The sequence below is a fragment of the Tessaracoccus lacteus genome (genome assembly GCF_029917005.1).
In the GTDB taxonomy this organism is placed as follows: domain Bacteria; phylum Actinomycetota; class Actinomycetes; order Propionibacteriales; family Propionibacteriaceae; genus Arachnia; species Arachnia lactea.
Genome location: NZ_CP123967.1, coordinates 2,952,232 through 2,973,496 on the forward strand (window position 1 = coordinate 2,952,232; position 21,265 = coordinate 2,973,496).

Annotated in this window: 15 protein-coding genes; 6 read left to right on the plus strand and 9 right to left on the minus strand. The window is 68.2% G+C overall.

Translation table 11 applies throughout. The annotated features are described in order from the left end of the window. Nucleotides 1-86 precede the first annotated feature (86 nt). The 3 genes from ppdK to QH948_RS13670 form a co-directional block, all read right to left on the minus strand. The gene (gene ppdK, locus QH948_RS13660; RefSeq protein ID WP_281144878.1) at nucleotides 87-2,735 is read right to left on the minus strand and encodes a pyruvate, phosphate dikinase; all 2,649 of its coding nucleotides are present in this window, start codon (nucleotides 2,733-2,735) and stop codon (nucleotides 87-89) included. A 127-nt stretch (nucleotides 2,736-2,862) separates the two neighbouring features. Next, nucleotides 2,863-3,756, minus strand: a complete 894-nt coding sequence (locus tag QH948_RS13665; RefSeq protein WP_281144879.1) for a pyruvate, water dikinase regulatory protein — start codon at nucleotides 3,754-3,756, stop codon at nucleotides 2,863-2,865. Nucleotides 3,757-3,801: 45 nt separating this feature from the next. Further along, nucleotides 3,802-5,190, minus strand: a complete 1,389-nt coding sequence (locus QH948_RS13670; protein ID WP_281144880.1) for an outer membrane protein assembly factor BamB family protein — start codon at nucleotides 5,188-5,190, stop codon at nucleotides 3,802-3,804. Between the two features lie 186 nt (nucleotides 5,191-5,376). Here QH948_RS13670 and QH948_RS13675 point away from each other — a divergent pair, with 186 nt between their 5' ends. Then, entirely contained in the window at nucleotides 5,377-7,851 is a 2,475-nt protein-coding gene (locus QH948_RS13675) for a sodium-translocating pyrophosphatase (RefSeq protein WP_281144881.1), read from the plus strand. A gap of 14 nt (nucleotides 7,852-7,865) precedes the next feature. On the opposite strand, the gene QH948_RS13680 is transcribed toward QH948_RS13675, so the two are convergent. Continuing rightward, a complete protein-coding gene (locus tag QH948_RS13680; RefSeq protein WP_281144882.1) occupies nucleotides 7,866-8,864 on the minus strand; it encodes a M23 family metallopeptidase in 999 nt (332 codons plus the stop codon). 757 nt (nucleotides 8,865-9,621) lie between these two features. Next, nucleotides 9,622-11,457 carry a DUF222 domain-containing protein gene (locus QH948_RS13685; protein ID WP_281144883.1) on the minus strand — a complete coding sequence of 612 codons (1,836 nt, stop codon included), beginning with the start codon at nucleotides 11,455-11,457 and terminating at the stop codon, nucleotides 9,622-9,624. Between the two features lie 268 nt (nucleotides 11,458-11,725). Between QH948_RS13685 and QH948_RS13690 the strand changes: the two genes are divergently transcribed. After that, nucleotides 11,726-12,595 carry an Ltp family lipoprotein gene (locus tag QH948_RS13690; protein ID WP_281144884.1) on the plus strand — a complete coding sequence of 290 codons (870 nt, stop codon included), beginning with the start codon at nucleotides 11,726-11,728 and terminating at the stop codon, nucleotides 12,593-12,595. A gap of 171 nt (nucleotides 12,596-12,766) precedes the next feature. Further along, entirely contained in the window at nucleotides 12,767-13,408 is a 642-nt protein-coding gene (locus QH948_RS13695) for a cytidylate kinase-like family protein (protein ID WP_281144885.1), read from the plus strand. Between the two features lie 67 nt (nucleotides 13,409-13,475). Here the strand turns inward: QH948_RS13695 and QH948_RS13700 are convergent, their stop codons facing one another. Together QH948_RS13700 and QH948_RS13705 are read right to left on the minus strand one after the other, a co-directional pair. Next, nucleotides 13,476-13,847, minus strand: coding sequence for an FKBP-type peptidyl-prolyl cis-trans isomerase (locus QH948_RS13700; protein ID WP_219084147.1), 372 nt, complete (start codon nucleotides 13,845-13,847; stop codon nucleotides 13,476-13,478). Between the two features lie 5 nt (nucleotides 13,848-13,852). Further along, on the minus strand, nucleotides 13,853-15,136 hold the full coding sequence (locus tag QH948_RS13705; protein ID WP_281144886.1) for a glycosyltransferase 87 family protein: 1,284 nt from the start codon (nucleotides 15,134-15,136) through the stop codon (nucleotides 13,853-13,855). A 145-nt stretch (nucleotides 15,137-15,281) separates the two neighbouring features. Here QH948_RS13705 and QH948_RS13710 point away from each other — a divergent pair, with 145 nt between their 5' ends. Together QH948_RS13710 and QH948_RS13715 are read left to right on the plus strand one after the other, a co-directional pair. Next, the gene (locus tag QH948_RS13710) at nucleotides 15,282-16,409 is read left to right on the plus strand and encodes a lipid II:glycine glycyltransferase FemX (RefSeq protein ID WP_348634931.1); all 1,128 of its coding nucleotides are present in this window, start codon (nucleotides 15,282-15,284) and stop codon (nucleotides 16,407-16,409) included. A gap of 4 nt (nucleotides 16,410-16,413) precedes the next feature. Next, nucleotides 16,414-17,439 (plus strand): alanine racemase, encoded by a 1,026-nt coding sequence (locus tag QH948_RS13715; protein WP_281144887.1) that lies wholly within the window; start codon nucleotides 16,414-16,416, stop codon nucleotides 17,437-17,439. A gap of 33 nt (nucleotides 17,440-17,472) precedes the next feature. Here QH948_RS13715 and QH948_RS13720 read toward each other — a convergent pair whose 3' ends face one another. Beyond that, complete coding sequence (locus QH948_RS13720; RefSeq protein WP_281144888.1) at nucleotides 17,473-18,786, minus strand: APC family permease; 1,314 nt, start codon at nucleotides 18,784-18,786, stop codon at nucleotides 17,473-17,475. A 69-nt stretch (nucleotides 18,787-18,855) separates the two neighbouring features. Next, the gene (locus QH948_RS13725; RefSeq protein ID WP_281144889.1) at nucleotides 18,856-19,821 is read right to left on the minus strand and encodes a YihY/virulence factor BrkB family protein; all 966 of its coding nucleotides are present in this window, start codon (nucleotides 19,819-19,821) and stop codon (nucleotides 18,856-18,858) included. A 348-nt stretch (nucleotides 19,822-20,169) separates the two neighbouring features. On the opposite strand from QH948_RS13725, the gene QH948_RS13730 reads away from it, so the two are divergent. Further along, a complete protein-coding gene (locus tag QH948_RS13730; protein ID WP_281144890.1) occupies nucleotides 20,170-20,469 on the plus strand; it encodes a hypothetical protein in 300 nt (99 codons plus the stop codon). The last annotated feature ends 796 nt before the right edge of the window (nucleotides 20,470-21,265 follow it).

Here is a 21,265-nt window from a genome sequence, read left to right on the forward strand (position 1 = left end):
CAGTCTAGGGGTGCGCGCCGACGTGCCTGCAGGTTCTCCACAGGCGCGACGCCGCGCCCAGAGGGCACGGCGTCGCGCTGAGAGGCTCAGGCCTGCTGCAGAACGGCCTTGGCCGCCGCGAAGCGGGCGATCGGCACCCGGAAGGGCGAGCAGGACACGTAGTCGAGGCCCGCGGAGTTGAAGAACTCCACCGAGTCCGGGTCGCCACCGTGCTCGCCGCAGACGCCGGTCTTGAGCTTCGGCTTGGTGCTGCGGCCCTTCGTGACGCCCTCCGTGACGAGCTGCCCGACGCCCTCGACGTCGATCGACTCGAACGGGTTGCGCTCCAGGACGTGCTCCATGACGTAGTTGGTCAGGAAGCCGTTCTCCGCGTCGTCGCGCGAGATGCCGATCGTGGTCTGCGTCAGGTCGTTGGTGCCGAACGAGAAGAAGTCCGCGTGCTCCGCGATCTTGTCCGCGATCAGCGCCGCCCTCGGTAGCTCGATCATCGTGCCGACGGTGTAATCGAGGCTGCGGCCGGCGGCAGCGAACTCCTCCTCCACCGCCGCGACGACGATCGCCCGCTGCGTCTCCAGCTCCTTGGTCAGCGCGACGAGCGGGATCATGATCTCGACCCCAACCGTCTCGCCCTCACGGTCGAGCACCGCCAGCGCCGCGCGGATGATCGCGCGGGCCTGCATCTCCGGGATCTCCGGGTAGAGCATCGCCAGCCGGCAACCGCGGGTGCCGAGCATCGGGTTCAGCTCATGCAGCTTCTTGACCTGGCTGAGGGTCTGCCTGGCCTGCGCCAGCTCGGCCGTGTCGCCGCCCTCGAGCTCGAGCCGCTGGACGAGCAGCGACTGCTCGACCAGGTTGGGCAGGAACTCGTGCAGCGGCGGGTCGAGGAGACGCACCGTCACGGGTAGCCCCTTCATCGCCGTGAAGATGCCCTCGAAGTCGGTCTGCTGCATCGGCAGGATCTCGGCCAGGGCGGCCGCGCGCTGCTCCGGGGTGTCGGCCAGGATCATCTTGCGGACTGCGGGGAGCCGGTCCTGGGCCATGAACATGTGCTCGGTGCGACACAGGCCGATGCCCTCCGCACCCAGCTCGCGCGCCTTCGTCGCATCCTCGAAATTGTCCGCGTTGGCGCGGACGCCGAGCCGGCGAACCTCGTCGGCCCACTGCACCACGCGCTGGAAGTCCTCGTTGATCTGCGGCGGGATCAGAGCGAGCGCCTCGCCGTAGACCTTGCCGACGGACCCGTCGAGCGTCATGGTGTCGCCCTCGTGGAAGACGGTGGCGCCGATCGTCAGCGTCTTGGCGACGGGGTCGATCCGGATGCCCTGGGCGCCGGCCACGCAGGGCTTGCCCATGCCGCGCGCGACGACCGCCGCGTGCGACGTCATGCCTCCGTGCGCGGTGAGGATGCCCTGGGCGACGATCACTCCGTGGATGTCGTCGGGGGTGGTCTCGAAGCGCACCAGGATCACCGGCTCGCCGCGCCCGCCGCGCTCGGCGGCCGTGTCGGCGTCGAACACGATCTCGCCGACGGCGGCGCCCGGCGAGGCGGGGAGGCCGAGGGCGACCGGCTGCCTGCCGTGGCTGGGGTCGATGGCCGGGTGCAGGAGCTGGTCCAACTGGCCGGGTTCGATGCGAAGGAGCGCCTCGTTCTTGGTGATGATGCCCTCGTCGACGAGGTCGGAGGCGACCTTCAGAGCCGCGGCGGCGGTGCGCTTGCCGTTGCGCGTCTGGAGCAGGAAGAGCTTGCCGTCCTCGACGGTGAACTCCATGTCCTGCATGTCCTTGTAGTGGTTCTCCATGCGGTGCATGGTGTCGATCAGCTGGTCGTAGGCCTCGGGGAGGACCTCCCGCATCTCGGCGAGCGGCCGCGGGGTGCGGATGCCTGCGACGACGTCCTCGCCCTGCGCGTTGACGAGGAACTCGCCGTAGAGGGCCTTCTCGCCGGTCGACGGGTTGCGGGTGAAGCAGACGCCGGTGGCGGAGGTGTCGCCGCGGTTGCCGAAGACCATCTGCATGATGTTGACGGCGGTGCCGAGGCTGGCGGAGATGTTGTTGGCGCGGCGGTAGACCTCGGCGCGCGGGTTCTGCCACGACTTGAACACGGCATTGACGGCGCGGTTCAGCTGCTCACGCGGATCGCTGGTCCACTCGCCACCCAGCTGCTCATTGGAGATCTCCTTGAACGTGGCGACGAGCTCCTTGAGGTCCTCGGCCGTCAGGTCCGTGTCGTTCTCGACGCCGCGGCTGCTCTTCAGCGCGGACAGGGCGTCCTCGTACACGTGCGACGGCACGCCCTCCACGACCTCGCCGTACATCTGGATGAAGCGGCGGTAGCAGTCCCACGCGAAGCGCTCGTTGCCCGACTCCTCCGCCACCGCGACGACCGACTCGTCGGAGATGCCGAGGTTCAGGATCGTGTCCATCATGCCGGGCATGGAGAACACGGCGCCGGAGCGGACGGAGACGAGCAGCGGCTTCGTGGTGCCGCCGAGCGTGCGGCCGGTGCGCTGCTCCAGGCGGGCGAGGCCCTGCGCGATCTGCTCGGCGAGCGTCTCGGGCCAGGTGCCACCGTTGTTCATCGTCTCAACGCAGGCCTTCGTGGTGACGGTGAACGCGTCGGGGACCGGGACCCCGACCTTGTTCATCTCTGCCACGCCGGCTCCCTTGCCGCCGAGCAGGGGCTTCATGCTCGCGTCGCCTTCGCTGAGGTCGTAGATGTAGCGGACGTCATTCATGCGGGGAAATCTCCTTCGACTGCCCAGGGGCTCCGTCGCCCCTTGTCCTGACAACCCTAGCCGTGCAGAACTACGCCCGGTAGGTCACTGGCAACCTTCGTCGAGGCGGATCGCCAGGACGTGGCGCTCAGGGCAGCGGCGACCAGGCAACCTTCGGCCTGGCGATGCCCGCCGGGCGTCTCAGGCGCGATCCCGCCTTCTCCGCACGGGCGTCGACGATGTCGATGATCCGGCTCGCGGCCTCCTCCAGCGCGATGCCGGTGGTGTCGATGATCGGGCAGCCAAGGCGTCGGTGCACCTTGGCGATCTCGTCCAGCTCGTCGTAGATCTTCGCTAGGTCGGCGTAGCCGTCCTTCGTCCCGAAGCCGCCCAGCCCCTTCACGCGCTGGCTGCGGATCTTCAGCAGCCGCTCGGCGTCCATCGTCAGCCCGACGATGCGCCACCGGTCCACCTCGTACAGCTCCGGAGGCGGTTCGATGCCCGGGACGAGCGGCACATTGACGGCCTTGTAGCCGAGGTAGGCGAGGTAGATCGACAGGGGAGTCTTGCCGGATCGCGACGGCCCGACGAGGCAGATGTCGGCCTCGCGGAGCATCTGCGGGAGTGCGCCGTCGTCGTTGCGGACGGCGAAGTCGATGGCCGCCATGCGCACGAAATACTCGGCCTCGACGTTCAGCGGGCGCCGCGGAACCTGCTCGGCCTCCTCGCCGCTGATCTTCTCCAGCGCGGTGATCGCGTCGGTCATCAGGTCGGCGTAGGGGATGGACTCGTCGTCGCAGAAGTTCCGCACGAGCTCGGCACGTTCCTCGTTGACGAGAGTGAGCAGCACGGCGGCGTGCGGCGCGGCGGCCCGGATCTGCTCCAGAGCCTGCATCAGGGCGCCCGTCGTGGCGACCTTCCGGTGCCGGACGATCGTGAACTGCCTCGTCGAGAACTGCGCCTGCGCAGCCCTGGCGATCCGCACGGCGGACTCCCCCGTGGAGTCAGCGATGACGTGGATTTCCAGCTTCTCTGCTGTCATGGCAGCCACTGTAGTCAGGATCGACGGGGCTGCGCTGTGGGCGGCTCAGCCGAGGACGGAGATGCCTTCCCCCGACAGCACGGTCCACCTGGCACCGGTCTGCTGCACCAGTGCCTCCTCGGGTCCCCACGTCCAGGTCAGGGCGCCGGTCGCTGGGTCGATGCCGTGCAGGGCCATGTCTCCCCAGCGGTCCGTGCTCGTGGTGACCAGGATCTGCCCTGCTCCCGCACTGAGCGTCACCACGAAGTCGAGCGACGCGTCGGCGTCGTCGAGAGCGCTCCACAGCAGGGAGCCGTTCCTCAGGTCGTAGGCCAGCACCGGGTTCCACCGTTGCGTGACGGTCTCGATGCCGAAGGAGGCGGACCCGTCTGCGAGGACCAGGATGTCCCCGTAGCGGAGCATGGCCGTGGGGAACGCGTCGACGGCCAGGTCGAACACCACCTCGCCGGTTCTCGGCGACAGCAGCCTCACGGTGGCCGTCGGGCCGTCGATGACCTCAGCGAGGATTCCCCCGTCGGCCAGGAGCCAGGAGATCGGGTCGCTGCGCGTCCAGAGCTCGCGTCCCGTGGCGAGGTCCAGCCCGCGGAGGCTGCCGTCGGCTCCCCAGGTGACGGCCGTGTCGTCGACGACGGAGAAGGGGAGGTCCGGGTCCACCCACTCGGCCACCTCGCCCGTGTCGAGTTCGAGGGCGAGGGTGTACAGCGGGGGGGTGCCGATGGAATCGTAGCCGGCCGGGAACAGCAGCCAGCCGTCGCGCTCGACCGGCGGCCGACGGCCGTACACGTCGGGCACGAGCGTGGAGGGGACCGTCGAGGTCCACTCGGCGTCGTCGCGGCGGGGCGATCGGAGCCGCGACACCGCGTAGGCGTCCCCTTCGGCCGCCGGCTCGATGAGGACGAGGGTGCCGTCGACGCTGCTCAGGAGCGACGAGTCGAGCACCGTGGAGTCGGTCGTGCGGCTGGCCGCCAGGGCTAGCACCTCGTCGACGTCACCCGAGGCGCGGTCGAGGAGTTGCACGCCCACCATCCGCGTCGTGGTGTCGAAGGATCCACGGTCCTCCGTCAGCGCCACCCACCGCGTGCCGGGGAGGTCGGACGCGACTCGCAGGCCCGTCTCGTCCTCGACCGACCAGCGGATGTCCCCATCGACGCCGTCGCGCAGCTGGACTCGGTGCGAGGCGCCGTCCCCGAGCGTGACGACGAGCAGCTGATCGTCGCCGGCCGCCATGACGTCGATGACGTCCGCCTGGAACCAGGCCTCGGTCGGTTCCCCGGCGGGGTAGCGGCTCGGCTGACGCTGCACGAGAAGCCCTGCGGCGACCGCGACGCCCATCAAAATGACAACGGCCACCACCACCGGCCAGCCCTGTCGTGCCGGCCTGGCCGGAGGGCGCTGGGGCAGGTCGAGGTCGAGGAGCTCCCCGTCGGACTGCATTGGGAAACAGTAGGGCAAACATTCTGCACACGGAAGGTGCAAACCCCTCCCCAGGAGGTACTACAGGTCGTAGTGTTAAGCGTGATCGGCACCGCCGCCAGTCACACTCTGGAGAACGCAATGAACGTCTCATCCCCCACCAGTCCCACGCCCCCGCGCCCCGCCGCGGATCCGGGGAGAAGCTCGATGCGACGGGGGCGAGCAAGACGCGCGGTCCTCCTTGGATCGGCTGCGCTGCTGCTGGCCGGCTGCGCTGGTGGGGGCGGCACCAGCGGGCACGAGATCGGCGGCGAGGCGAACCTCCAGCTTCCTGACCTCGGCCAGGTGTCCTTCATCGGCCTCCCCGGCGACGTGCTGCTGGGCCTCGGCCTCATCGTGTGCGCGTTGGGCCTGTGCTTCGGCGTGCTGACCTACCGCTCACTGAAGCGGATGCCGGCGCACCAGGCGATGCGCGAGATCTCCGAGCTCATCTACACGACCTGCAAGGCCTACCTAAAGCAGCAGGGCCGGTTCCTGCTGCTGCTGTGGGCGTTCATCGCGACAATCATCGTCGTCTACTACCTGTTCCTGGTTGGCTTCGGCGTCGGCAAGACCGCAGTCGTCATCGGGTTCTCGCTGATCGGCATGGCCGGTTCGTACGCGGTCGCATGGTACGGCATCCGCGTCAACACCCTTGCCAACGCACGGACCGCGCACGCATCGCTGGCGGGCAGGCCGTACCCGGTCCACGACATCCCGCTGCGCTCCGGTATGAGCATCGGCATGGTGCTGATCTCGGTCGAGCTGGCGATGATGCTCATCATCCTCGTGATGCTGCCCGGCGAGATCGCGGGCGCGTGCTTCATCGGCTTCGCCATCGGCGAGTCGCTCGGAGCCTCCGCCCTGCGCATCGCGGGCGGCATCTTCACCAAGATCGCCGACATCGGCGCCGACCTCATGAAGATCGTCTTCCGCATCAAGGAGGACGACGCCCGCAACCCCGGCGTGATCGCGGACTGCACGGGTGACAACGCCGGCGACTCCGTCGGCCCCTCGGCCGACGGGTTCGAGACCTACGGCGTCACGGGCGTCGCGCTCATCACATTCATCCTGCTGGGCGTGCCCGACCAGACGCTGCAGATCCAGCTGCTGGTGTGGATCTTCGTCATCCGAGCGGTGATGGTCGTCGCGTCCGGCCTGTCGTACTTCATCAACCACGCCATCACGAAGGCCCGCTACGGCGACGCCGAGGAGATGGACTTCGAGCGCCCGCTGACCACGCTGGTGTGGATCACGTCGGGGCTGTGCATCGCGGCGACGTTCGGGACCTCCGTTCTGCTGATCGGCGGGCTCGAGGACGGGCTCTGGTGGAAGCTGTCGCTCATCGTGTCCTGCGGCACGCTGGCAGGCGCGCTGATCCCGGAGCTGGTGAAGGCATTTACGTCGACCAAGTCGCGGCACACGCGCGAGGTCGTGGTGTCGTCCAGCAAGGGCGGAGCGTCGCTCGGCATCCTGTCGGGCCTGGTGGCCGGGAACTTCTCCGCCTACTGGCTCGGGCTGGCGATCACGGGCCTGATGGCCGTGTCGTACTTCATCTCCACGCTCGGCATGGCGTCGTTCATGCTGGCGCCGGCGGTGTTCGCGTTCGGCCTCGTGGCCTTCGGGTTCCTGGGCATGGGGCCGGTGACGATCGCCGTCGACTCCTACGGGCCGGTGACGGACAACGCACAGTCGGTCTTCGAGCTGTCCACGATCGAGGAGATCGACGGCATCGAGGCCGAACTGCAGCGTGACTACGGCATCGAGCCCGACTTCGAGCGGGCGAAGTTCCTTCTCGAGGACAACGACGGGGCCGGCAACACGTTCAAGGCAACCGCCAAGCCGGTGCTGATCGGCACGGCCGTCGTCGGGGCGACGACCATGATCTTCTCGATCATGATGGGTCTGACCGGTGGGCTGGAGCACGACGTCGAGAACCTGTCCCTGCTGCACGCGCCGTTCCTGCTCGGCCTGCTGGTCGGAGGGGCGGTGATCTTCTGGTTCACGGGCGCCTCGATGCAGGCGGTCACCACTGGCGCCTACCGCGCGGTGGAGTTCATCGGCACGACGATCGACCTCGACAGCGAGGCCACCCGCGCAAGCGAGGAGGACTCGTCGAAGGTGGTCGAGATCTGCACGAAGTACGCGCAGAAGGGCATGTTCAACATCTTCCTCGGCGTGTTCTTCGCGACGCTCGCCTTCTCGTTCGTCGAGCCGTTCTTCTTCATCGGCTACCTGATCGCGATGGCACTGTTCGGCCTCTACCAGGCGATCTTCATGGCCAACGCGGGCGGCGCCTGGGACAACGCGAAGAAGCTCGTCGAGGTGGACCTCGCCGCGAAGGGCACCCCGCTGCACGAAGCGACGATCGTCGGCGACACCGTCGGCGATCCCTACAAGGACACCTCGTCAGTGGCCCTCAACCCGGTCATCAAGTTCACGACGCTGTTCGGCCTGCTGGCGGTCGAGCTGGCCGTGTCGCTGCAGGCCCAGTACGGGACGGCGCTGACCGGCTCGCTGGCAGTGGTGTTCTTCCTCGTCAGCGCCTACTTCGTGCACCGCTCGTTCTACGGCATGACGATCGGCGACAAGCTCTCAGACGTCGAGGTGGGCGACAAGCTGGAGGTCGAGGAGGCGGCTTGAAGAGAGCGAGCGGGTCAGTAGTCGAGGCCGAGACCCGCGAGATACTTGCCCGGGTCTGACGCGTTGTAGATGTCGCCGGGGGTCTGGTCGGCCGTGTAGTACTCGAGGTGCAGATGCGCCCCGAACGCACGGCCGGTCTCCCCGACCTCGCCGATCTTGTCGCCGGCGGTGACCGTATCGCCGACCTCCACGTTCTTCGAGCTCATGTGGCAGTAGAGCGTGTAGCTGCCGTCGGCGGCCTGGATCACGACGTGCGTGCCGGACCAGCTGCCTGCGGTGTCGGAGACGACGGTGCCGGAGACGATCGCGTCGATCTCGGTGCCGACGCCGGCCGCGAAATCGAGGCCCGTGTGGTAGCTCGACCACGAGCCGGTCTGGCCGAACGTCGCGCTGATGCGGTAGCTGCCCGAGTTGACCGGGAGGGAGACCCGGGAGGCCGCCTCCTCGGCGGCCTTCTCGGCCGCGGCCTTCTTGGCGGCCGCCTTCTTCTTGGCCGCGGCCTTCTCCTCCGCAGCCTTCTTCTCCTCCGCAGCCTTCTTCTCCGCGGCAGCCTTCTTCTCCGCGGCCAGCTTCTCGGCGGCGGCCTTTGCTGCGGCCGCCTCCTCCGCGGCCTTGAGCGCGGCGACGTCGGAGATGCTGGAGACCTCGGTGGTCTCGATCGCCTCTGCCGTGGCACCGGCGTCCGCGGCAGAGGCGGCATCGGTGGCGGCCTCGGCGTCCGCATCCGAAGCCGTGGCGCTGGCCGACGGCGATGCGGATGCGGCCGGGGTGAGGGGCTCGCGCTGCTCGCTGCGGCTGGTGGTGTCGGCGCTCCGGGTCGCCGATGCCGTGGCGGTGCTACTCGACACACCCAGGGAGGCGCTGGCCGTCGTGGTCGACGCGCTGGCCACGGCCACACCGCTCAGGCCGACAGCGGTGGCCGCCAGGCCGACCACGATGCGGCCGAGTCGCCGCGGGGGTGCGGCGGGGGTGTAGTCGAGTGCGTGCCGGGGTTGGACGCGGTTGCGGGTCACAGATACTCCTTGGACAGATCCCTTCTATTCTGAGAAATCCTCAGCTAAAACTCAAATTGGGCGCCGCCGTCCCACAGGTTCGCGGGGACCTCCACGCTCAGACGCCCAACTGACGGGCGTCGGGAACCTGAGTTCTCTCAGGATTCTCATAAGAAAACTCGCGCCCGTCCGTCGCCCCACGTGCGGGCGCGGCTGGCTCCCGCGTCGCCGCCCCTCCGCACTTCCCCTCAGGTCGTGTGCCCGTCGAGGTGCCAACCCCGATCGCCGAGCACTTCGACAGGCTCAGTACAGGCCCGTAGCGGCGCCCTGAGTGCTGCGAAGGGACCCCCGTCAGCCCGAGAGAACCTCGTCCCAGCTCGACTTCCGTGCACAACGATGCCCATGTCGGCGCTGCTGTTCACATGTTGCAGCTGCCCCCATATGCGCATCGTTGTGCGGGAGAAAGGGAGCCTGGTCTGCACAGGGGAACGATCGCCGGGCCTGTCAAACCGCACTGCGCGCAACAGAGGGCCACGCGGGTCGACGGACTCAGCAGAGGGCCGTCGAGGTGCCTGGTCCGGGGTCGTTGAGCCTGTCGAGGTGTCCGGTCCGGTTCGCCGAGCCTGTCGAGGTGCCTGGTCCGGGGTCGTTGAGCCTGTCGAGGTGTCCGGTCCGGTTCGCCGAGCCTGTCGAGGTGCCCGGTCCGGTTCGCCGAGCCTGTCGAGGTGCCCTGAGCGCAGCGAAGGGAAGTCAGCCGCTCCGCGTGGGACGGAGGCTGTCAGCCGCAGCGGGCGAGGGTGGTGGCGTCGGCGATGGTGTCGCACCAGTCCTGGATGGTCTTGTCGACGGTGCTGAGCTGGGGTCCGAGGTCGGGGGTGCATTCCAGCCAGGCGCCGCCGCTGGTGACTTCGTAGACATAACCGAGGGGGCTGGTCCAGCGGAAGTGGCCGGGTGTGATCTGGTTCAGCACCCACGCACCCTTGGTCTTGCCGCGGTGGACCCGGCGACACAGCTGGGCCAGATTGTCCAGCCGGGTCTGGCCCGGTCGGCCGGGCAGGTAGGTGGTGTTGTGGTCGATGTCCAGGCGGCGGGTGCGGGTGGAGAACGGGAACGCCTCCGTGGGTCGGAGGAGCCGGAGGGCTTTGCGCATCCGCTGCGTCGGCCGGTAGCCGTCCGCGGCCGGAGTGTTGTTCAGGTCGATGACGGGCTGGACCTTCAGCGCGATCTCGCCGTTGCGGTAGGCGTCGCCGAGGAGTTCGCCGAGCAGGGCGGTGGTGAGTGTGTCGACTCGCTCGACCGTCGCGACGGGGTCGAGGTTTCCTTCGGTGTCCGCGGTGATGTGCACGACGATCTCCACCCTCGGCAACGGCGCAGGTGTGGGCGGCGGTGGGTCTTCGGACCGCCTGGCATGTGGACTGGGTTCTGTCCCGGCCCCGTCCAGGCGTGCCGTGTGGGGTGGCGGGTCTTCGCCTCGCTGCGCTCGGCGCCCTTCGAAAAGCTCAGGGAACCCTGATGGCGGCTCCGCGAACCGGTCGGGTAGATCAGGGGGCTGGTCGGGTCGCCGAGCACTTCGACGGGGCTCAGCACATGCCTGTCGAGGTGCCTTGAGCGAAGCGAAAGGACCTGGTCCGGGAGGAGGTGGGGGTTCGATCTCGGGCAACTCGTCCGGGAACGGCGCCTCGTCCTCGTCCGGCGGCTCATCCGGCACCGCCGTGATCACCGGCGTGTCGTGGTCGCTGTCCGAGCAGTCGAGGCCGCCGCCCGCGCCGTTGCAGTCGATACCCCGACAGTCGGGACCCTCACCTGGGCTGTCGCAGTCGATGGCCAGTGCGGGCTGATCTGCTTCGAGGATGGCGAGGAGCAGGTCGGGGTTCATGGCCAATGAGAGTGCCTTCGCGCGGCGGGCGGAGTGGTCCAGCCCGGGATACCGGGCCTTCAACCGCTCCGAGATCTGATGCAGACGCTCGTCGACGATCCGGCCATCCAACACATCAAGCCGACCACCGATGCTCGTGACCCCCGGCTCCTCATCCCGCAGCCACACCCCACGCCGCGCACGGGCCTCAGCCTCCCGCTCCCGCGCCGCGGCCACGTCGACGCAGATGATCAGCTTCTTCAGCTCCCCCAACGCGGCACCAGGCACCAGGCCGTACTGCCTCGGCAGCCAGCGCGCGGTGACGGTCTCGGCCTGCATCGGATCCAGATCCCGACACAACCACGCCGCCCTCGCCGCGAGCCACGATTCGACCTCCCCGTTGACCACAGCCTCGAACAACATGGGATGTCGATACTTCAGGTTCAGGGCGGAGGCGATCCTCTCGATCGCCGCGGTCTGGGAACACCGCAGCAGCGCGGCAACCTCCATGGCGAGGAACTCCGACACGCTCGGGGTGCCCTCCCCGCCGGGGTGGATCAGCTTCTCCGGCAGCTTTGTGTCGCGGTCACGGTAGACCTCGGTCCCGTAATCCAACAGATCGGCCTCATCCAGCCGGTACGCCAAGGCCAGGTCGCACAGGGCCTCCAACTCCTCGGCCTCACCGCGGCGACGCAGCGCGACACCGGCGCGGAGGCGGTTGGTCGCCTCCCGGGAGTCGTCGCGTCGTCTGGATTCCACGAGGCCACGCTACGACCCGCCACCGACAGTTTTCCGAGCAGGTATGCGCCCCCGTGGATACGTCGTCCGGCCGCAGAATCATGCTTCGTCAGCGCACGGACAATGCCCCGAAATGCCAGAAGCCTGCGATTCATTCCGCAACATTGCCGGAGCGCGAACTCTGGCCACGCCCTCGATGGATCGTGTTACGTTCAGCTTGAATGGCGATCGGGGCTTGCACTCGGCAAAGTCCGTGTTCCTCTATTGCGCCAGCCCGAGGAGGTCACCCGTGCCGCATGGAGCGCGAATCGCCACAGCCTTCACCATCGCCCTCCTGACCGCTTGCGGCAGCACTGGCGAGCAGCCACCGTCACCCGCTGTCTCAACCGCTGTAGCCACGGCCACGGTGACAGCGACGATCACGGCCACTGCCTCGGCCACCGCAAGTCCATCGCCAGAGCCATCGACTCAATCAAGTGCCGAACTGGCAGCCGCGGAAGCGCTGGCCGACGTCTCGCAATGGATCGAATCGAGCCGCAACCAGACAACGGAGGGAGAGCCTCGCTTCACCAAAGTGGCCTTCGACGCCACAACTGGCTCAGTGACTCTGACCCACACCAATTCCTACGCCCGCCTCTCGAAGAGCTACGGAGTGGACGACCTTTCTTCGCGCCTCCAAGCGATCATGCGCGGTGTCGACGGGGTCGACGCCGCATTCAATGATCCGGGAATCAAGAGGATCATCGTCGTCTCGAGCTATGGCAAGCCCATGGTCGACACGACGCCTGATGAATTCGCCAAGGTCGAACCAGGACCGACCGACCAGGACTCCGACCGGCCGACGACATCAGACGGCGACGATTCCTCGGGATCGCTCGCCCACGAGAACGCCGTCAGAATGGCCGAGTCGTATCTGGATTCAGCACCCTTCTCGAAGAAGGGCCTCATCGCGCAGTTGGAGTATGAGGGTTTCAGCAACGCGGAGGCCAAGCGGGCGGTCGCCAGCATCTCCGTCGATTGGAACGAGCAGGCGGCCGACACCGCCCGCAGCTATCTGGACACGTCGGCGTTCTCCCGGAGTGGTCTGCTCGACCAACTGTTGTTCGAGGGCTTCACAAGAGAACAGGCAGAACACGGGCTGACCGCCGTCGGTTACTGACCCGCCACTCGCCGCCCACCGCCCAGGAACCCACCGCGACGAGGACCGGTTACCCGAAGGCTCCCCTCCGATTAGGTCAGTGCCGTAGGATTTTCGACATGCAGTACGGGCTGTAGGCCCGCCCACAGGGGGCGGCACGCGGCTAATGGCCCATGCAGGAGGGTCGACAACATGGCAGTCATCACGATTTCGCGGCAGCTGGGCACTCACGGCGCCCGGATCGCCCGCGGGCTGGCCCGCGAACTGGGCTGGAAGCTCGCCGACAAGGCAACGATCAACGCCGTGATCGAGCAGTACGGACTCATCCGCCTCGACGAGATCTACGGCGACGAGGCCCCGTCGTTCTGGGACCTCTACACGCAGGACAGCGTGTGGACCATCGAGTGGATGAACAAGACGATCAAGACCATCGGCAAGCAGGGCGACGTGGTCATCCTCGGCCGCGGCGGCTTCGTCGTCCTCGGCGACTACGCCGACTCCTTCGACGTGTTCGTCAAGGCCCCCGACAGCGTCCGCGCCCGCCGCATCGGCAAGCGCGACGGCATCTCGGACGAGGAGGCCTTGGCCAAGATCGAGAAGGACGACAAGACGCGACGCAGGTTCACCAAACGCGTCTACTCCGCGGACTGGGCCGACGAGGCCAACTTCGACCTGGTCGTCGACACCGGCGAACTGTCCGACGAGAAGGCGATCGAACTGATCATCGCCGCCTACAACGAGCACCTCGCCAACCTGCCCGAGGGCCCGAAGCTGTCGGAGATCAAGGTCGACGAGATCCTCGACGAGGCCGTCAAGATCGAGCTGAAGGGCTGATCCGCCGCTCAACGACAGAGGGGCCGCACCACCAACCGGTGGTGCGGCCCCTCTCGTGTCGGGAGGCTCAGTTGAGGCCGACGAGGTCGCAGACGAAGATCAGCGTCTCCCCGGGGGCGATGACGCCGCCGGCGCCACGCTCGCCGTAGGCGAGGTGGCTGGGGATGACGAGCTGGCGACGGCCGCCGATCTTCATGCCCTGGATGCCCTGGTCCCAGCCGCTGATGACGTGGCCGTGACCCAGCGGGAACGACAGGGGCGCGCCGCGGTTCCAGGAGGAGTCGAACTCCTCGCCTGTGCTGAAGGCGACGCCGACGTAGTGCACGTGCGCGACGTCGCCGGCCTTGGCCTCGGCGCCGTCGCCTTCGACGATGTCGGTGATGACGAGATCGGCCGGGGCTTCGCCGCCGGGGAAGTCGATCTCGGGCTTCTCGTTCATTGCTGTCATGCGCCCGAGCCTACCGGGGCGCTCCGCCGCGACCACACCTCGATGGCCAGCACCGCGAGGAACAGTAGCCCCCACAGGGTCTGCGCGTTGCCGAAGAACTGCTGCGCCACGTTCCACGGGGCGATGTCCTCCTGCGTGATCGGCTGCTCCCAGATCACGCGCGAGAAGAACACCCAGCAGCCGAGCACGGCGGCCGCAGCCGCGAACCACCGCGTCGTCTCAGTGCCGTGGAAGACGAGCCAGACGAGCACCATCAGCATCGGGATGCACCACACCCAGTGGTGCGACCACGACACTGGCGACGCGAGCAGCGAGTAGACGCCCATCACGCACATGGCGGCCGCGTCGGCGCCCAGGCGGAACAGCCGGGCCATCAGCCACAGCAGGCTCAGCCCGATCACGGCGCACAGCAGGAACCAGATGATGCTTGCCGCGCGGTCGTCGAGCACGAGGCGCCGCACCAGCCCGTTGAGGGACTGGTTGGAGACGAAGGCGAGGTTGCCGATGCGGTCGGCGGAGCGCAGCGTCTCGGTCCAGTAGGTGACGGAGTCGCGCCAGTTGATGAGGAAGCCGATGGCGGTGTAGGCGAGCGCGGAGACGACGCCGGTGATCAGCGCACGCCAGTCCTTCCGCATGAGGAAGTAGGCGAGGAACACTGCCGGCGTCAGTTTGATGGCCATGGCCAGGCCGATGAGGCAGCCCTGCCACTTCTTCCCGCGTCCGACGATGATGTCGACGACGACCAGCGCCATCAGGATCGTGTTGACCTGCCCGAAGCCCACGGTCTCGCGCACCGGCCCGACCCACAGCAGCATGGAGCTCAGCGCGAAGCCGAGCCACATCGCGTCGGCCCAGGAGGTCCGCGTCAGCTCCCGCAGCACGACGACGACCACCAGGACGGCGGCCAGCAGCGTGAAGATGGTGTGCAACAGCGACGCGACGGGCAGCGGCAGCAGCGCGAGGGGCACGAACAGGGCGGCGGCGATGGGCGGGTAGGTGAACGGCAGGTTCACCCCCATCCAGGTGTCGGGCAGCCTGCCATACAGGTCCGCACCGCTCAGCAGCTGCTCGGCGCCCAGGCGGTAGACCTCGAGGTCGATGTGCGCCTGATAGATCCGGGCCCCGCGGTACTCGGGCCAGAAGTAGTCGGTGCCGGGCACGCCGTAGCAGAGCAGGAAGATCGTGACGGCGAGCCCGATGACGGCGAGCACCCGGAAGACGGGGTGCCGGGCGGCGCTGGTCAGCCAGGGCGCCGGGGCGCCGTCGTCGTTGTTGTGCATGGCCGTCATTCTTCCATCACCGGCCCGGGCCACCCCGGACCCCCGCCGGGTCACCCCGCGAAGCTGACCGGCTCCAGCCGCAGTTGCGCACGAACCGGTGGGGTCTGCGGCCGGAGCGAAAGGACCGGGAAGGTAGGTTTGTGGGGTGAGCATCGAGGTACGCACCATCACGGCCGACCAGCACCTGGCCTTCATCAACGAGCGCGGCTCCGCGTCGTTCCTGCAGACCCCTGCGTGGGCGGACGTGAAGTCCGAGTGGCGCGGCGAGTCCATCGGGTTCTTCGACGGGGCGACGCTGACGGGCGTCGGGCTGATCCTCTACCGGCAGCTGCCTAAGCTGAAGCGCTACCTCGCCTACCTCCCTGAGGGTCCGGTCCTCGACTGGTCGCGCACGGACGTCGCCGACCACCTGAAGGCTCTCGCGACGCACGCCAAGCGCTCCAAGGCCTTCGCCGTGCGGATCGGCCCCTGGCTGACGCACCGTCGCTGGCTGCCCGACACCATCAAGACCGCCATCGCCGACGAGAACGTCACCGCGCTCTCGCAGGTCACCCCCGACGAGACGACGCTCGTCGGGACGCGCCTGCGCAACACCCTCCTGCACGGCGGCTGGGTGACCAACGAGTCGGCCCACGGCTTCGCGGCCGGGCAGCCGATGTTCAACTTCCAGCTCCCCCTGCGCCACGCCGACGGCACCCAGAAAACCGAGGCCGAGCTGCTCTCGGGCATGAACCAGCTGTGGCGGCGCAACATCAAGAAGGCCGCGAAGCTGGGCGTCACCGTGACGCGCGGCACGCGCGCCGACCTCGCCCGCTTCCACGAGATCTACCTGGAGACGGCGGCCCGCGACGGGTTCACCGGCCGCTCGCTAGCCTACTTCGAGAAGATGTGGGACGCGCTGAACGCCGAGGATCCCGACCGCATGCGCGTCTACCTCTCCGAACACGAGGGCGACCTCGTCGCCGCGACGACGATGGTCCGCGTCGGCGAGCACGCCTGGTACTCCTACGGCGCCTCCACCACCGCCAAGCGCGAGGTGCGCGGCTCGAACGCCATCCAGTGGCAGATGATCCGAGACGCGAACGAGGCCGGCTGCGCCGTCTACGACCTGCGCGGCATCACCGAGGGCGTTGGCGCCAACGACCCGGAGATCGGTCTCATCCAGTTCAAGGTGGGCACGGGCGGCGAGGCCGTCGCCTACATCGGCGAGTGGGACCTCGCGATCAACAAGGTCCTCTACAAGGCCTTCGACCTCTACCTGAAGCGGCGGTGACGACGTGTCGCTGATCCTGACGATCGACCGTGCCCGCTGGGCCGCGCACCAGCGCGCGCTGCTCGCCGAGGTCCCCGGCCTCGTGCCGGTGGCCAAGGGCAACGGCTACGGCTTCGGCCTGGAGACGCTGGCCGCGCAGGCCTCCGAGCTGGGCGTCGAGGTCATCGCCGTCGGCATCGCGCAGGAGGTCGCCGCCGTGCGCGCCGGCGGATTCGAGGGCGACGTCGTCGTCCTCAACCCCTGGCGCCCGTTCGACGCCGTCGCGACCGCGCTGCTCGACGATCCACGCGTCATCACGACCGTCTCGCGCGCCGAGGACGTGCGCGCACTGGCCGCGTCGCACCCCGGTGCCCGCGTGATCGTCGAGATCATCACCTCTATGCGCCGACACGGCCTCAGCCCCGCCTCGCTCACCCCCGGCGACCTCGACGGCCTCACACTCGAGGGCTGGGCCGTGCACCTCCCGGCCTCCGGCTCCCTGGAGGAGGCGCGCCGCCTCACCCGCGAGGGCCTGGCCGTCGCGAAGGCGCCCGTCTGGGTGTCGCACCTGAGCGTCGCGGACTACCGCACGCTGGCCGGAAAGCTGGACGTCGCGGCCCACATGCGCGTCGGCACCCGGCTCTGGCTGGGCGCGAAGGATGCGTACCGCACCACCGCCACCGTCCTCGACGTGCACCCCGTCGGGAAGGGGACGCGGCTGGGCTACCACCAGGTCGCGGCCCCGCGCGCCGGGTTCATCGTCATCGTCTCCGGCGGCACCGCCCATGGCGTCGCGATGGCCGCCCCCGTGCACCAGCGCACCCTCAAGCAGCGCCTCGTCACCATCTCGACGGGCGTGCTCGACGCCATGGAGCGCACCCTGTCGCCGTTCACAATCGGCGGCCGGAAGCGCGACTTCGCCGAGCCGCCGCACATGCACTCGTCGATGATCTTCGTGCCGGGCGACGCCTCACCCGTCCAGGTCGGCGACGAGGTGCCCGTCACGACGCGCATGACGACCGTGACCTGCGACGAGCTCCGCTGGATCTGAGGTCTCCAGCCTCGAGCCACCGGGGTCGGTGGCTCAGGCTGCTGCGGCGGCACGGGCCCGCCGATGGGCGACGGCCGCCAGGACGGCGCCGACGGCCAGGATCGGCAGCCCGAACAGCCAGGTCTCCTTCTCGATCTGCGTGACCAGCAGTAGACAGCTCAGCACGCCCAGCACCGGCACCGCGGCGGGGATCTGGAAGTGGGAGCGCTCGACGCGGTCCTTCCTCAGCACCAGCACGGCGGTGTTGACCGCGATGAACACCACCAACAGCAGCAGCACGAGCGTCGATGCGAGGACCTCGATGGAACCGATCAGGGCCAGAATCAGCGACAGCCCCGTCGTCACGGCGATGGCCAGCCACGGTGTGCGACGCCCCGGCAGCAGTCGACCGAGGAACGACGGCAGCAGCCCGTCCCGGCTCATCCCGTACGCCAGCCGCGACGACATGATGCCCGTCAGGAGGGCTCCATTGGCGACCGCGACCAGGGCGATGACGGAGAACAGCACCGGTGGCACACCCCCTGCGGCACGCACGACCTCCAGCAACGGTCCCGACGATGCTGCCAGTTCATCGGTGGGCAGGATGGCGCTGGCCGCCATCCCCACACCGACGTAGATCAGCCCCGCCACCGCCAGAGCGCCGAACAGGGCCTTGGGATAGGAACGCGCCGGGTCCTTCGCCTCTTCCGCCACGTTGACCGACGTCTCGAAACCGACGTACGAGTAGTACGCCAGCACACTGCCAGCCAGCACGGCCAGCACCGGTCCGTTCTCCGCGGTCCCCAGCTGGGTGAGCCGGCTCAGGTCCGCGTCCCCCCGCGCCACAACCATGACGCCCAATCCGATGATCAGGACGAGACCGCCGACCTCGATCACGGTGGCCACCATGTTCGCCCACATCGACTCGCGGATGCCGTACGCGTTCAGCGCGGCCAGGAGCAGCAGGAAGACGATGACCGTGAGCGGCACCGGGGCCGTGAGGAACTCGGCCAGATAGTCGCCGGCGAAGCCGAGGCTCAGTGCCCCGACCGACACGACCCCCGCCAGCAGCATGCAGAAGCCGACGAGGAACCCGGCGAACGGGCCGAAGGCCCGGGTGGCGTAGTGCGACGAGCCGCCCGCCCTGGGGTACTTGGTGGCCAGTTCGGCGTAGGACCCAGCGGTCAGCAACGCCATGACCAGGGCGACGAGGAGAGGGACCCAGACCGCCCCGCCCGAGGCTCCCGCCACAGATCCGACCAGCACGTAGACCCCGGCGCCGAGCACGTCGCCCAGGATGAACAGGAACAGTGCCGGGGTCGTCACAGCGCGCCTCAACGTCGGCGCAGTCTCCGAATGGGAAGTCATCCCTAGACCGTAACGGGCGCGGGGACCTTCCTCCCCTCGTTGACGCCCACCGGCGGCACGGAACGCCGATCAGGGGGCGCGCAGCGCCTCATCGTCGGACGAGTGGTCCCTGCCGTGCTCGCGCCGCAGCTGCCTGCCCTGCTCCTTCAGCTTCCTGTGCTTCTCGGCCAGCTTCTCGGAGGCCTTGGTGTCGCGGGGCGGCAGCTGGATGGATCCCTCTGCCACGATTCCGCCCTGGAGTTGGCGACTCCGCTCGATCTCCGCGTCAACCTCCGCGCCGAAAAGCAACACATTGTTGATGATCCACAGGCCCAGCAGCAGGATGATGACCGAACCGATGATGCCGTAGGTGGCGTTGTATGAGGCGAAGTTCGATACGTAGATGGAAAAGGCCGCGACCGCCACCGCGGAGACGATCAGCGCCACAAGGGCACCAAGGCTGATCCAGCGGAACCTCGGCTGCTTGACGTTGGGCGTGAAGTAGTAGAGCAGAGCGATGAGGAGGACGGCGAGGGCGACGATCACCGGCCACTTTGCGATGCTCCAGACGAGCACGGCGGTGTCGCCAAGACCCACGATGTCACCGACCGTCCTGGCCAGGTCGCCGGACAGCAGCAGGGCGAAGACGATGACGGCGAGGATGATCACCATCACCAGGGTGAGGAGCAGCATCTGCGGCTTGTGCTTCCAGAACGGCCGCCCCTCGTCCACCTCGTAGACCCGGTTCATCGCCCGGGAGAACGCACCCACGTACCCCGAAGCGGCCCATAGGGCGCCCACGAGACCGGTGAAGAGCGCCAGCCCCGCGCCCGTCTGCGTGGCCAGCCCGGTGATGGTGCCACGCAGCAGCTCTGCCAGCTCGGCCGGGGCGTACTGCTCGACCAGGCCGTTGAGTCCCTGGGCCGTCTCCTCGCCCTGCCCGAACACGCCTAGGAGTGACACCAGCGCCAGGAGCAGGGGGAACAGCGACAGGACCGCGAAGTAGGTGAGCCCGGCGGCGAGGTCGGTCACCTTGTCCTTGCTGAACTCCGACACCGCCCGCCTCACGGCGTATCCCCAGGCCGGTTTGGCCAGATCCTGGGGCGACGAGGGCTTCCGCGCATCATCCGGGGGCGGAGCTGCGACCGCCTTGTCGAGGGTCCGGTCCACGGACTCCGGCCCAGAAGCACCCGAACCAGTCATATCCGGCATGATCTCTCCCCTTTCTTCGACTCCGACCCAACTATGGCCCCAGCGGTGGTCACCGGCCATGGTTTGGCGCACCTCGTCGGCGATCACGCCGCCCATGACCCACCACTTCGGGCGTGCGTCGGCAGCTATCGAGGCACCCAGGTCGGCAGCGGATGCGATCGCATCGCGACCATCGCGGATGCCCCCTTGGTGATGCCGTCCTGGGCACCCGACGAGCAGCCGATCACGATCGTTGCGATGGCCGCCCCCGTGCACCAGCGCACCCTCAAGCAGCGCCTCGTCACCATCTCGACGGGCGTGCTCGACGCCATGGAGCGCACCCTGTCGCCGTTCACAATCGGCGGCCGGAAGCGCGACTTCGCCGAGCCGCCGCACATGCACTCGTCGATGATCTTCGTGCCGGGCGACGCGTCACCCGTCCAGGTCGGCGACGAGGTGCCCGTCACGACGCGCATGACGACCGTGACCTGCGACGAGGTGCGCTGGGTCTGACGAGCCCCTGAGCTTGTCGAGGTGCCTTGAGCGAAGCGAAAGGTCATGGCTGGGGTTTCCGCCTCGCTGCGCTTCGGCGCCCTTCGACAGGCTCAGGGAACCGACAGACAGGCTCAGGGAACCGGGTCGCCGAGCTTGTCGAGGTGCCTCGAGCGAAGCGAAAGGTCATGGCTGGGGTACTCGCCTCGCTGCGCTTCGGCGCCCTTCGACAGGCTCAGGGAACCGACAGACAGGCTCAGGGAACCGAAAGACAGGCTCAGGGAACCGGGTCGCCGAGCTTGTCGAGGTGCCTTGAGCGAAGCGAAAGGTCATGGCTGGGGTTTCCGCCTCGCTGCGCTTCGGCGCCCTTCGACAGGCTCAGGGAACCGACAGACAGGCTCAGGGAACCGACAGACATGCTCAGGGAACCGGGTCGCCGAGCTTGTCGAGGTGCCTTGAGCGAAGCGAAAGGTCATGGCTGGGGTACTCGTTTCGCTGCGCTTCGGCGCCCTTCGACAGGCTCAGGGAACCGAAAGACAGGCTCAGGGAACCGGGTCGCCGAGCTTGTCGAGGTGCCTTGAGCGAAGCGAAAGGTCATGGCTGGGGTTTCCGCCTCGCTGCGCTTCGGCGCCCTTCGACAGGCTCAGGGAACCGACAGACAGGCTCAGGGAACCGGGTCGCCGAGCTTGTCGAGGTGCCTTGAGCGAAGCGAAAGGTCATGGCTGGGGTTTCCGCCTCGCTGCGCTTCGGCGCCCTTCGACAGGCTCAGGGAACCGACAGACAAGCTCAGGGAACCGGGTCGCCGAGCTTGTCGAGG

Bases quoted from the DNA above. Each gene is read 5' to 3' on its own strand.
- ppdK (WP_281144878.1), bottom strand. From the start codon at position 2,735: ATGAATGACGTCCGCTACATCTACGACCTCAGCGAAGGCGACGCGAGC.
- QH948_RS13665 (WP_281144879.1), bottom strand. From the start codon at position 3,756: ATGACAGCAGAGAAGCTGGAAATCCACGTCATCGCTGACTCCACGGGG.
- QH948_RS13670 (WP_281144880.1), bottom strand. From the start codon at position 5,190: ATGCAGTCCGACGGGGAGCTCCTCGACCTCGACCTGCCCCAGCGCCCT.
- QH948_RS13675 (WP_281144881.1), top strand. From the start codon at position 5,377: ATGCGACGGGGGCGAGCAAGACGCGCGGTCCTCCTTGGATCGGCTGCG.
- QH948_RS13695 (WP_281144885.1), top strand. From the start codon at position 12,767: ATGGCAGTCATCACGATTTCGCGGCAGCTGGGCACTCACGGCGCCCGG.
- QH948_RS13700 (WP_219084147.1), bottom strand. From the start codon at position 13,847: ATGAACGAGAAGCCCGAGATCGACTTCCCCGGCGGCGAAGCCCCGGCC.
- QH948_RS13705 (WP_281144886.1), bottom strand. From the start codon at position 15,136: ATGCACAACAACGACGACGGCGCCCCGGCGCCCTGGCTGACCAGCGCC.
- QH948_RS13720 (WP_281144888.1), bottom strand. From the start codon at position 18,786: ATGACTTCCCATTCGGAGACTGCGCCGACGTTGAGGCGCGCTGTGACG.
- QH948_RS13730 (WP_281144890.1), top strand. From the start codon at position 20,170: ATGCCGTCCTGGGCACCCGACGAGCAGCCGATCACGATCGTTGCGATG.